The 12,021-nt window shown below is 35.6% G+C and carries 15 protein-coding genes and 3 pseudogenes; 1 reads left to right on the top strand and 17 read right to left on the bottom strand.

Annotated elements, in window-relative coordinates:
- Positions 1-39: 39 nt before the first annotated feature.
- The 14 genes and pseudogenes from ACQH2O_RS03245 to ACQH2O_RS03180 form a co-directional block, all read right to left on the bottom strand.
- Positions 40-1,254 carry a WD_0033/WD_0034 family tandem repeat-containing protein gene (locus ACQH2O_RS03245; protein ID WP_425385303.1) on the bottom strand — a complete coding sequence of 405 codons (1,215 nt, stop codon included), beginning with the start codon at positions 1,252-1,254 and terminating at the stop codon, positions 40-42.
- The gene (locus tag ACQH2O_RS03240; RefSeq protein WP_010962488.1) at positions 1,229-1,372 is read right to left on the bottom strand and encodes a hypothetical protein; all 144 of its coding nucleotides are present in this window, start codon (positions 1,370-1,372) and stop codon (positions 1,229-1,231) included. Before ACQH2O_RS03240 ends, ACQH2O_RS03245 begins: the two co-directional genes overlap by 26 nt.
- Before the next feature lie 69 nt (positions 1,373-1,441).
- Positions 1,442-2,944 (bottom strand): recombinase family protein, encoded by a 1,503-nt coding sequence (locus ACQH2O_RS03235; RefSeq protein WP_425385302.1) that lies wholly within the window; start codon positions 2,942-2,944, stop codon positions 1,442-1,444.
- Between the two features lie 2 nt (positions 2,945-2,946).
- Complete coding sequence (locus ACQH2O_RS03230) at positions 2,947-3,375, bottom strand: DUF2924 domain-containing protein (protein WP_015588926.1); 429 nt, start codon at positions 3,373-3,375, stop codon at positions 2,947-2,949.
- Between the two features lie 32 nt (positions 3,376-3,407).
- Positions 3,408-3,998 carry an ankyrin repeat domain-containing protein gene (locus ACQH2O_RS03225; protein ID WP_010962485.1) on the bottom strand — a complete coding sequence of 197 codons (591 nt, stop codon included), beginning with the start codon at positions 3,996-3,998 and terminating at the stop codon, positions 3,408-3,410.
- 261 nt (positions 3,999-4,259) lie between these two features.
- Positions 4,260-4,862: an ankyrin repeat domain-containing protein gene (locus ACQH2O_RS03220; RefSeq protein ID WP_425385301.1), complete on the bottom strand. Its 603-nt coding sequence runs from the start codon at positions 4,860-4,862 to the stop codon at positions 4,260-4,262.
- A gap of 173 nt (positions 4,863-5,035) precedes the next feature.
- Positions 5,036-6,198: pseudogene (locus tag ACQH2O_RS03215) on the bottom strand (phage tail protein).
- On the bottom strand, positions 6,198-7,007 hold the full coding sequence (locus ACQH2O_RS03210) for a baseplate assembly protein (RefSeq protein WP_010962482.1): 810 nt from the start codon (positions 7,005-7,007) through the stop codon (positions 6,198-6,200). The pseudogene ACQH2O_RS03215 and the gene ACQH2O_RS03210 overlap by 1 nt, the downstream one beginning before the upstream one ends.
- A 2-nt stretch (positions 7,008-7,009) precedes the next feature.
- Complete coding sequence (locus tag ACQH2O_RS03205) at positions 7,010-7,345, bottom strand: GPW/gp25 family protein (protein WP_015588922.1); 336 nt, start codon at positions 7,343-7,345, stop codon at positions 7,010-7,012.
- Positions 7,342-7,596 carry a PAAR domain-containing protein gene (locus ACQH2O_RS03200; RefSeq protein WP_010082109.1) on the bottom strand — a complete coding sequence of 85 codons (255 nt, stop codon included), beginning with the start codon at positions 7,594-7,596 and terminating at the stop codon, positions 7,342-7,344. The genes ACQH2O_RS03205 and ACQH2O_RS03200 overlap by 4 nt, the downstream gene beginning before the upstream one ends.
- 2 nt (positions 7,597-7,598) lie before the next feature.
- Entirely contained in the window at positions 7,599-8,063 is a 465-nt protein-coding gene (locus tag ACQH2O_RS03195; protein ID WP_015588920.1) for a phage baseplate assembly protein V, read from the bottom strand.
- Positions 8,050-8,527 (bottom strand): annotated as a pseudogene (locus ACQH2O_RS03190) (hypothetical protein). The gene ACQH2O_RS03195 and the pseudogene ACQH2O_RS03190 overlap by 14 nt, the downstream one beginning before the upstream one ends.
- A gap of 6 nt (positions 8,528-8,533) precedes the next feature.
- Positions 8,534-9,031 carry a phage tail protein gene (locus ACQH2O_RS03185; protein WP_425385300.1) on the bottom strand — a complete coding sequence of 166 codons (498 nt, stop codon included), beginning with the start codon at positions 9,029-9,031 and terminating at the stop codon, positions 8,534-8,536.
- Positions 9,032-9,175 carry a head-tail joining protein gene (locus tag ACQH2O_RS03180; RefSeq protein ID WP_010962478.1) on the bottom strand — a complete coding sequence of 48 codons (144 nt, stop codon included), beginning with the start codon at positions 9,173-9,175 and terminating at the stop codon, positions 9,032-9,034. It lies immediately after the preceding gene.
- Between the two features lie 180 nt (positions 9,176-9,355).
- Between ACQH2O_RS03180 and ACQH2O_RS03175 the strand changes: the two are divergent.
- Positions 9,356-10,377: pseudogene (locus ACQH2O_RS03175) on the top strand (IS110 family transposase).
- 185 nt (positions 10,378-10,562) lie between these two features.
- On the opposite strand, the gene ACQH2O_RS03170 reads toward ACQH2O_RS03175, so the two are convergent.
- The 3 genes from ACQH2O_RS03170 to ACQH2O_RS03160 are packed head-to-tail and all read right to left on the bottom strand — an operon-like array spanning position 10,563 to position 11,998.
- Positions 10,563-11,474, bottom strand: a complete 912-nt coding sequence (locus ACQH2O_RS03170) for an ABC transporter transmembrane domain-containing protein (RefSeq protein ID WP_425385299.1) — start codon at positions 11,472-11,474, stop codon at positions 10,563-10,565.
- Complete coding sequence (locus ACQH2O_RS03165; RefSeq protein WP_425385298.1) at positions 11,475-11,822, bottom strand: hypothetical protein; 348 nt, start codon at positions 11,820-11,822, stop codon at positions 11,475-11,477. It abuts the gene before it with no gap.
- Positions 11,786-11,998: a phytanoyl-CoA dioxygenase family protein gene (locus tag ACQH2O_RS03160; protein WP_425385297.1), complete on the bottom strand. Its 213-nt coding sequence runs from the start codon at positions 11,996-11,998 to the stop codon at positions 11,786-11,788. The genes ACQH2O_RS03165 and ACQH2O_RS03160 overlap by 37 nt, the downstream gene beginning before the upstream one ends.
- Positions 11,999-12,021: the final 23 nt, after the last annotated feature.

The raw sequence follows: 12,021 nt of genomic DNA, 5'->3' as shown, positions 1-12,021 counted from the left end.
AAGTTATCTTGTTGTTTATGATTTTTTGAGCATAGCCTTTTATGCTAGATTCAAAGAAGACTGAATAGGCTGCTCCACACTTTCCACTTTTTCTAGCTTTGTGCTGGGCTTTAGCACATTATACAACGCAAAGCTCAGACACACCAATCCAGCTATTCCCACAACCGCTTCTATTACAGGCATTTTCATGATATACAATGCAACACCGCTTGCCAATAACACTGCACCAACAACACCAGCTACAATTGGTTGAATTGCCTTTTTTGATGATTTTTCGTCTACAGAATTTCCTTTACTATCAAAATATAGTTCAGTTGGAGATGGGATATCAGGCTCTTCTTCTGTTAAAGCATTTTGAGCTTTCTCACTGGTTTCAAATATTAGCTCGCTATCTTTATTAATATCTCCACGCAATTGAGCTGTAGCTTTACTTTCCCATGTTAAATTATCTGTCAACTTCTCTCTTGATTCTGTATCAGTTTTGATTAATTTTCTTTTATGCTTTATTTCTGTTAATGATTTTCCGTTCTCAGCACTTCTAGATTTGCTATGAGAGCACGATTGCGTTTGATCTCTTTTCACAACTTCAGTAAAAGTGGTTGTAGAAATACTGGAACTTTGTGTCTGATCTATATCATCTTTTGTTAAAATATTTTTAGCTTCTTCACTGCTTGCAAGCATAGGTTCATGTATTTCAAGATCTTCACAGTCTTTATTGATATCTTCACAGCTAGTTTCAGCATTACCACTTACAGGTTTAACTTCTATATTAAGACTTTCTTTAAATTCCTTGAGAGTTGCTACAATTTCTTTACAATTTTGTTTATTAGCATAATCAATTAGTGTATAGCTTATCTTCTGGCTATTTGCTTTTTCTTTTATCATTTTCTGGTCGAGGATTTCTTTCAAAATACCGTTTTCTTTAGAAACTTCTAAAACTGCCCTAACAGCTTTGCTATTTTTCTCTGAAATACAGTATGCTAGTACCGTGTAGGTTGTTTTTTGAACACCCAGAATTCCTCCGGTTAATTCGTCATTCAGAAGATCTTTTAAAAATTTTCGTTTTGCTGCTTCTTGTAAAAACGTCTCAAAAGCTTGATTATTCTTAAGAGATATAGCATAACACGGTAGCGTAAATACTCCTTTCCTCCCTTCTTCACTATAAGGTATTTTTGTTGTTAAAATTTTCTGTAATGTATCATCATTAAATTTTTCAGCAATGCTATTCTCATTTTTCGTCCTTCTCCAGAACATAAAGGACTTTTTTTTTCCCTAGATTTTCTATTTCTTGCTTCAGAGTATCAAACTTACCTTTCTCTTTTTCTGTTAATCCACATAATTTATCAGTACGCTCTTTTTTCTTTACTGGCATAGTATTTCCCTTCGTATAATGTTTGTTTTATAAGTTAGTTGCGTTAATAACGTATTAATTGTGTGATTTTTAAGACGCTAATTTGTAAAATTTTTCCATTTGCTCACTCCATAGCATCGGTATTTCCCTTAAATCAACTAACCGCAAATTACTCGGTTGTCTCCCATTTACTATGTCTTCTTTGATCTTTGGTGCTAAATAATTTAATCTTAAAATTTGTTGTATACGTCTTGTACCTATATTAATTTTAATGCTCAGCTCTTTCACACTTCTATATTTTCCTTCCTCTAGTTGACGTTTCCAAAGATGGGCTCTTACCACTGCTTTCAGTAGCGCATTGTTTGTTTTTCCTTCTGGTTCCACTACTGTGCATTTGTTTCCTTTCTTCTTTAAATTCATTGGTATAAATTTTTCCTCTGACTCAGAACACACCTCTATTCCATCTTCTCTTACCCACACTGTTTTTATTAATTTCTTCACTGCTTCTTTCTGTTTTCCAAAACTTAAATTTTCCCATTTTTCTTTTTTTGCCCCTTTTTCCCAATTCTCATATAAGCATTCCGCTCTCTTCATTACTTCTTTTTCCACTTCTCCGGCTACTACTGTTCGGTTCATCGACTTGCAACCTTTTCCTCTTAAATGGTTATTGCATATATAATATCGATACCTTTTATTTTCTTTTTTTGAGTATGTCAGCGTCATGTTTACTTTGCAGCATCTGCATCTTATCATCCCCTTTAGTAGCGCCTCTTCATATTTTTTGCCTCGATATGGCTGATTCTTTATTAATTCCTGTGCCTTTTGCCATTTTTCTTCTTCTATTATTGCCTCATGCTTTCCTTTATACTGCTTCTCATAATGCCGTATTTTTCCCATATATATCGGATTTGTTATTATTCTCCTCACTGTGGCCTTTTTAAAGATATCTGATTTTGCTTTCGTTCGATATCCTTCTCTGTTTAACTCTCTTGCCAATTCTGCCATTGATCTCAGCTCCATATATCTCTCAAATATATGCTTTATTACTTTTGCTTCTTTTTCATTTATTATTAATTCCTTCTCTTTTACATCATACCCTAGTGGCACATTCCCTCCCATCCATAATCCTTCCTCTTTCGATGTTGCTATTTTATTTTTTACTCTCTCTACTATCATTTCTCTTTCTAGCTGTGCCGCTCCTGATAACACTGTTTGTACAAATTTTCCCATTGGTGTGTTGTTATCAAATATTTGCGTCACTGCTACAAAACTTATCCGGTGCCTTCTAAAAAATGACGTTACTTCTATGCAATCCTTCGTTTCCCTTGATAACCTGTCCAACGTGTATACTACCACGCAGTCTACCTCTCCGGCTTTTACATCTTCAAATAATTCCTTTATCGCTGGTCTATTTAAATTACTTCCTGAATAGCCTCCATCATCATACTTTTTGGCTAATGCTACCCACCCTTCTCGGCTTTTTATATATTTTTTACATGCTACTCGCTGTGCATCAAGACTATTAAACTTCTGCTCTAGCCCGTCTTCATTTGATTTTCTCGTATATATCGCACACCTTACCTCTTTTAGCATTCTCAACTTACCTTTTTATCACGCATCCCAAATAATAAAGGACCGTTGTAGCTCATTCCCATTATTTTTCCGGCTACCGCTGATAATGACGTAAAAAATTCTTCTCTGTAGATTAAACCCTTATCTGTTACCATCACTGCATGCGTTTCTTCACCTCTTTCTAATATCAACTCCGTTCCTACTGCTGGCAGTTTATCGCTACTTATCCTTTTTCCCTGTTCTAGCCGATCTGCCAGGTATTTTAGTCTTTTTGCTCCTTTTCTTGATATTTCTCCATACGCTTTCTCCTGCAACCTATACGCCAATCTTGGTATCAAATATTTCTTTGAGTTTCTAGGCGCTTCTTCCACAAAGACCTTCCTCCATATTTTTCTCAGCTCTTCCAACGCTTTTTTCTCTAAATTCAATACTTTCTTTTCTATTCCTTCCATCCTAGCTTCTGAATTTAAAAAAAAGTTGCGGCTCATAGCACTTTTTCATCCATAGTTTCTAGCTCTTTCACCTCTTCTTTTGCTACTATCACACCTGCTGCTGTACTTTCCGATACAACTCTTATTCTTTCTATAAATTCCCTCTGTTTATTTGCCATTTTTACGTTCTCTAACACTTCTTTTATCTCTTTATTATTTCTCACATAATCCATTGGGGTCTTGCCAAATTTATCTTTTTGTTCCACATTCCCTCCCGCTTTTACTAGCTCTTCTACTATTTTTATCTCTGCTACCATGCACGCAAGGTGTAACGCGGCAAATTTGCTACTTCGTTCCACTGCGTTTACATCGACTCCTGCCTTTATCAGCTCTTTTGTATTTTCTAGACGTTGCCCCATCACTGCTAGGTGTAGTGGTCTATATTTCCCGGCATCTGCTGCATCTACATCTGCTCCCTTTTTGATTAATAATTTCACTTTTTTCGGATCTGGCATTCCCACCGCGTAATGTAGTATCGTCCTTCCTTTTGTGTCTTTTTTGTTAATATTTTCTATTGAGTTATCTAATACTTCTTTCCACGACTTATTAAATTCTTCTCTTTCTTTCTTACTAAATTTTACCATAAGTTCCTCAGCTATTAATGCAATATAAAGTGGCTCCAATTTGGCTCACTTTAGCGCTTAGCAAACTTTGTTTGTTTACCAGCTACTTTTTCACTTAGGGCTGTTTTGGCATAAAAAGCAAGTTTTTTTTACAAAATATACACATTTTTTCAGCATATTATATTAAGATATAAATCTATATATTTAATCTGTTAAATAATAGCAATTCCTCTCCTGCTGTTGCCAGCTTTTCTCTTCTATTTTTTCCATATATTTAGCCTCTTATTTCCTCACAAAAAGTCTGCAAACATCTACAGCCCTTTCCTCCACATCATTTAGCTTCTTTCCACCATTTACCACCTGCTTTTCCGATACCTTACTTATTTTTTCCATTAACTCCCTCTGTTTGTTCACTATTTTTCCTCCTTTTTTCTTTAATACCTCCCTTGTCTCTTCATCACTTGCGTAATACATTGGGCTAAATCCTGATATACTTACCAGGTTTATTTCTGCCCCTGCTTTTATTAACTCTTCTACTATCTTTTTTCCACCTACCATACACGCTAGATGTAGTGCCGTATTTCCATCTTCTTCGGTTGCGTTTATATCTGCTCTGGCTTCTATTAATTCTTTTACGTTTTCCAGACGCATTCCAAGCGCTACTGAGTGCAGTGGTGTATAACCTTCGTTATCTCTTGCATCTACATCTGCTCCTTCCCATATCAGCCAGTTTACTTTTTTTCTCGTCGACATTTTTGCTGCTCGGTGCAACATTGTTTCACCGTTTTCATTTTTTCTATTTATATGCTTTTTAGACAATTTGCCTGCAAGCAACTCTTGAAATAATTCATTAAAATCATCCCTTTCTTCTTGACTAATCCACATGATGTACCTCACTATAAAACTTCCTAACTTCTAGCGTTTGGTAAATCTTTTTTGTTTACCTACACCTACCTAATTTATAGCTGTTTTGGCATGGGAAAGCAACTTCTTTTTTTCAAAAAACACACATTTTTACCGAATATTAATGTAGTGTATGAAGATATAAGTATATGTATTTAACTCATTAAACATACGACCTGTTTTTCTTCCCAACTTCTGTTCAAATGTCGATGTTCGTGCCATGTTAGTACACCTGGGTAAAACACTAAAATGTACCTTTCTAACTCATGTATTGAATCCTTTTGCTCTGAATCTAAATCGCTTTCAAAATGAACATTGTGTTCTGCTAAACCAAATCTTATAACTTTCTGGTTGGTAAAATCTTCTACCTTGTAGTGGTGAGTAACGCTAAACCTTTCTAAAACTGGTTTATATTTTAAATTCCACAGTTGTTCAGATAGTTTGCTACTTCCCAATAAAAATTTATCCCCTTCCTCTTCTATACTAGTAACCGGAAAACATGCGTTTATTTCCCCTAAGTTCCAGCTATCTGATAATACTATTTGTGCCTTATAGCAAACTTAATTGCCGGTAATAAGCTCTGTGGTAGCGGATATAGCGCTTTGAAGTTATACCACACATGATTCCTTTCATAAATACCGTTATAGTTCTTAGTATGAGGCTCGGTTTCTCCAAGTATTGCTACATCTAGGCGATATATATCATTGCTCAAAGCTTGTTCATAATGATTGCGTAGATAGTTCTCTATAATCCTAACAACTGGACCACTAGACCTGAAAAAATTTACTCTCCCAAATGATAACACTGGTCCATCTTTTTCGATCTTTGTACCAGAGTAGTCTGATAATAAGCTGCCAAAAAAGCTTTCATCTAAAATAAATCTTCCAATATTATAGTGGTCATTGAAAAGCCTCATTAGCCTCGATCTTGCTGGCAATGATAGTTTTGCTAGTTCTACTACTGCATCCACGAAGAAGTCGTTCGGAACATCTCTTATCCCTACCTGCAACTCAAAAAAGTGTTTACCGGGTGGCTCTTCAATGATCGTAATATCTTCTATATTTGCCCACTTTAATGCTATTTTCAGTGAGGCAGGTGTGCCACGCAGTCTTTGAAATTTTATTCCTTCTCTTATCGCCTTTCCTTTGTCTTTTACCCAACGCAGAATTTCCCCCAATCCATATTCTTCTATTATCCACGGTAGTATTTCATCTTTAGAATTAAACTTAAATCCTTTTATCCTGCTTGGATCAACTTTGTAATCGATAGCCTCTACTATGGCTCTTTCTTCTTTTGTGCTATTAGGTGGAAGTAACATTAGCTTTTGCCCATTAATTCGATTTCTAGCTTGCCTAAACAAACGCACTCATTCCCCAGTACCACAACATCTTTTCTTGGCTCTATTAATTCCACGTTTTCTACCCCTTCTACAAATAGATTTGCTATGATCCATGATTTTGTCACCTTCCATCCCAATCTTTTCGTTGCTTCAAATTTTTCGATAAATTTCTTCTTCACCGTTTCAATAATATCCGGTCTTTTAATGCTAATTTTGCTGTGGATATCTATTTCAATAATATTGCAACCAACTACTGTTATCGTATCTGTCAATACCCTTATATCATCCCTGGTGACTCGCTTTCTTACAATATCAAGTAGTTCTTCAGATGCTATGCCATTTGTGGATAACTCCGTGGATAAAATCGAGATCTCTACACTCCCTGGCACTTTTGATTCAACCAGCGCATCCTTTACTCTTCTATCTGCTGAGAGTGCATGATATCGATAATGTTCTTTACTTCCTCCAGTTGACCAGCCTTTTATTTTTGCCTTGATTCTTTTTCTAAATCGTTCATCTTCTTCTCCATCTTGCCTCTCTGCTCCATAAAACTCAGCTAAATTATCAAGTTCTTCCCCCCTTGCAAACTTCAGTAAGTTGCTCCTTGCCGCTTCGTTTATTCTTTCTCTCAGCAAAAGTTCTCGCCATGCTGCTACCTCTAAAATCTTTATTGCTGGGTCACTTTCTACTAATGCCGTAAAACTTTCATCACGACTTACTAATTCTTCTTTCATCCGGGAAAAAATCTCTTCAAAGTTCAGTGGTTCGATAATATTTGGCTGCTCCATCTCTATACCATAATCCCATCAAAATGAATATTTTTCCCATTTGGTAGATAAATACCATCTAATGAAATATTGACCTTTCCTTCTTTCACTTCTGTAATTTTTACTTTTTCTAACTTAAATCTTTGCTCCAACTTTTGTAGAGCTTCTGCTACTGCTGCATAGATTTCCAAAGTTAAATCCCTATTAATTGGCTTATCTACTAATTCAAGTAGTCTTGACCCATAATCCCTTCGCATAACACGTGATCCTATCGGCGTGGTCAGTATGTCAACTATCGATTGCTTTAGATGGTTTAATCCTTCCAATTCCTTTCCCGTGCTAGCATTCATGCCTCTCATTCTGCAAATACATTTTTGCTATCACCCATCACATGAAAACCACACGATACCAAGTCACCTGTTCTTGTTATGCCAATATCATTAACAAATACGCTATTTGATCCCTGAGTTAGTTTCTCCCCTAGAGTTAAGATATCTCCTTTTCGACACACAGATCTACCGTTTACAAAAACATCGCTGCTTCCACTCATACAAACATGTGCTGGTATTCCACTGCAATAATCCCCTATACAAACCACAGCTTTAGCCATACTTAATTAAGGTCGATTCTCTTTGCTTTGAGTTTTATGCCTCTCTTGGTAATCTTCATACTTGATTCTCCTACTTTCAACGTTATTTTATCCACTACATCTATCTTAAGATGGTGCTTTTCTTGCTCATATGATAACTTTGTCCCATCTTGAAATTTTACACTATTTATTTCCTTTTTATTCTCCGGAGGGGGATATTTCTCCTGATATATTGCTGGTAATACTACCCCTAATGACAACTCTCCATATGGCGATAATACTATTACTTGCTCATCAATATTCGGCGCAAACCAACTTCTATCTTCTCCTGCTCTTGCCGTTACCCACGGAAGCCAATCCGTTAAAAATTCCCCTATTTTTACCCGCACTCTTGCTTTTTCATAATCTACTTCTTTAACTAGACCTATACGAATAATGTTCGCTAACTTCCTATTCAGCTCTGAAATTGCAAAATTATGCTCTAACATTTTCGCCAACACTTATTGTATGTGGTATGATACCAGTTTCTAACCACATTGATTGACCTGTATGTAGCTCGTGAACCCATTCGACCAACCACACCAAATATGCATCCAACTCTGGTTTAAAATCATCCCCTCCTGCTGATATAAATTCACCTGCTGAAACATTTTCCACGTCCCAAGTATTCTTATTCACTACCCTTGCAATTTCCGCTGCCAGTGACCTTACCACTACCTGAGAATCCTCAACTGTTCCATCAACTACCACTCACTCTTACCTCAAATCTTGCCCTCAACGCTAATTCCTCAGTCCCCGGATCTTTCCCTGGTTCTAAACTTGCAAGCTCTACAAATGCTGCTGGCGCTATTATTTCCCTACGTATTGCTGGATACACTTCGCACGTTTGTATTGCTGGGATTTCTTCTTTTAGCGTTTTACAAATCTTCTGATGTAGATCTCTCCAAAACATACGCTCTTAAATAAAATTAAGTTCATGGTCAAAATACTTCTCAAATACTCTCTCTAATTCATTAGAGACTAACTCTTTCATTGTTTCCCGAGCATGGGTATTTATTTTAATTTCATCTATTGGCAAAGACGTGGTATACCTTCGTCTGAAGATTCCTATATGACCATTTTTCATTGTTGCTATAAATGCTCCTTCATACGTACGGCTTCCTACTTTTGCTCCTATCTTTGTCTGTTTTATACTCCCAAGTTTTGCTACTCCTATCCACTGCGAACTGAGCTTTACTACTGACCATAAGCGCTTTCTATTTGCTTTATCCACACTTAACTTTTTTCTCATTGCTTTTTTTGGTATTTGTTTTTCTTCGCTAACTTGTTTGACAGTTTGTGACCTTACCCATAGTGCTGTTTTGTTTAGTGCCCTCACCGTTGCTTTTTCCACTTTTTTCCTTTCAGCATCTATACTTTGTATAATACTACCGGTGACTTTGATGTTAATACGCATCTACACCCCTGACGCTTGAATTTTCCATAGCATTCCCGAATTGTCCCTAAGTGGTGGTGAATATACTTTGTACTTACGCTTATCAATAATAAAGATATCTCCTTGTATCTTGTCAAAAGCATCTGATGTTTTAAGCTTAAGCATTAGGTGGAGAAGGGAAGAACTTTGAATATCTCCTTAGATATAAAATCTGTGTGGTAGACAAGAGTTCCCTTCTCAAAAGTATAGGCTGAACGGTATCGTAGAAAGACCTAAATGGTTATAATTCTGTATCCACAAGGTTAGCCTTACTTTTCATTTTAATAGTAACGTATGGAGTTATATATGATCAACAACTTTTTGGGTATAGACATATCAAAAGATCGCTTTGATGTTTCTCTTTCATTCATAAGCAACAAAGGAAAACGTGAAACCAGGAAAAGGAGTTTCAAGAATAATGATCATGGGTTTCAAGGTTTACTGAGCTTTCTACAAAAGCATAATGTAGAACAAGTAAAAGCCTGCATGGAAGCTACTGGTTGTTATAGTGAAGCCTTAGCTGAATTTCTACACAATACTGGACATTTTGTGAGTGTTGTTAATCCAGCTTGTATAAGATTTTATGCAAAAAGTAAGCTTATACGACAAAAGAATGATCAGACTGATGCAGAGATAATTGCCGATTATTGCCAAAGACAGGAACCTATTCGTTGGGCACCACCTTCTCCTGAGTTAAAGAAATTAAAGCATCTTTATCGTTGCTCGGCTGCGTTAAAAGATGAATTGACATTAGTAAATAACCACTTAGAAAAAAAAGAGAGACTGCCTAAAGAAGTTGCAAATGCTTGGGAAGACCTTGCAATGAACATAAAACAAAAAATAGAAAGAATAAAAAACTCCTTACGTGAACTATTAAATAAACACAAAGAATTGTTGGAAAATTTTCAACTTCTATTGACCATTCCAGGAATAGGAGAAGAATCAGCAGTAGCTATTTTGGCTGAAGTTCCTAACATAAAAGCTTTCAAGGATGCCAGGCAATTGGCAGCATATGCTGGAGCTATACCACGAAATATAACGTCAGGTACGTCTGTACATGCCAAGCCCAGATTAAGTAATCCGGTTCACGAACATTATGTAAGGCAATGTACTTTCCTGCCATAGTAGCTAAGAATCATAATCCTACTATTATGACTTTTTGCAAAAGGTTAAAAGAGAAAGGCAAGCATAACATGGCCATTGTGGGAGCTGCAATGCGTAAGTTACTCCATATTGTTTTTGGTGTTTTAAGGTCAAAGAAGGCTTTTGATCCAGATCATATCAAAAACTACAGAGCTAGGAGTTTGGCTGAAAGTTTAGTGCTTTAAAATCAAAAAACGCTCCAATTATGTAAAATAGTATCTTACACAAATTTTGTAACTGGTTAGTGAATATGTTGATAAGTAAATTAATTTTATACGTACAAAAAAGCGGAAATTTACTTATCAACATATTCACTAACTATAATCTGTGTACCGTTACACAAAATGTGAATTGGAAGTATTTTTTAATTTTATGATACAGCTTGAACAATTTTTGTAATTTTTTTGTTGACTTGCAAGACGGTATCTATTGCAATCTTGTTCAATTGATAATCATGAATTAAAAAATACAAGTTTACTGCTTGGAGTATATCAAATGAATAGCCATATATAAACCAAAGCCAAAAGTATGCCCATTGTAATTTTCTTTCTGCAATAGTTTTTTTCTTGCATACTTGAAAAAATTTATGCCTCTCATGCGCTTGCCGAGAAAATAACCTTACTGATATAACATTTAAAATACTGTCGGCTATACCCGCTATTACTTGTGAACTTTGTTTAGAATGATCATCGGCTAATCCGGTAAGCACCCGAAAACTGAAAACCGAAATCAAAATAAAAATGTTCACCCAAATGAATGTAGCTATTGCAAACTTTATATTTACTAGTGATAAAGTATAAATAGCCAAGATTAATGCTATACTATAACTAAAGAAACAGTCTATAAGCAGTCTTATTAGCTCTATCACACTATCCATTAAGTTACTGACCTTATATACTAAACTTCCGGATAGGTTGTTTTGATAATAGGAATGGTCTTGCTGAAGCAGCCTGTAAAAAGACATATCAGCTATTTTTTGACGCATTGAGGTAAACATTCGAATGTCAACAAAATAGCCATAGAATCTAAAAGCAGTAGTAATAAGTAATGCCATACAAACATAAGCGCTTACAGGTAATAAAAGATTTTCAATTACATTACCTTCTTGATATTTTACAGCTGTATCTAAGATATTTTTTACTAAATACTTTCTAAAAGATAAATCAACAGCCACTACTAGGGCAACCAGGAACATTACAAGCACATTAAGCTTAAACTTGGATAAGATATTCAAAATGAACACCAATATATACTTGAAACTACCAACTCTACTTTTGTTCATTTATAATGCTAGCTCCACCACATTGACTTTTTTATTGAGAAATACAAGCAGTGAAAACCATAAATTTTTGTATATTTTTCCTGAAATGTCTCCAGCATCATGTAGTGCTGACGCTTGATTCAGAATAAGTAGCTTATATAAATCTCGCTTAGCTTCAGCAGTGTTAACCTCAGAAATATTTGTAGTTGTGTCTGTAATAAAGGCTAACCAGCTCTTAATAAGTTCTTCCATATTTTTTGTTTTTATACTTTCCTGGCGACGAAATAATGATAAGTATTCTCTCAGTATAAATTCTGTTAATGCACCACAGTTTAATATACCAAAAACTGAAGGCTGAGGTTTTGGCACACAAGGAAGACTTTATCTTTTACAACCCATCTCGTAACATAAGCAAACCTATCTTTAGCATCTATATTCTTATCACTACCATGCCATAACCGTAAATCAAAAACTATCGCATCTCCTGCTGAAATAGGTAGTGACTTAATTTTATAATTTTCCCGGTTATCCGAGTATTGATCCAAAAAGTATGGATGCCAAAAATCAA

This window comes from Wolbachia endosymbiont (group B) of Schoenobius gigantella, assembly GCF_964031005.1.
GTDB lineage: Bacteria > Pseudomonadota > Alphaproteobacteria > Rickettsiales > Anaplasmataceae > Wolbachia > Wolbachia pipientis.
Note: the sequence above shows the minus strand (reverse complement) of the source record. Positions and strands in the feature narration are given on the sequence as shown.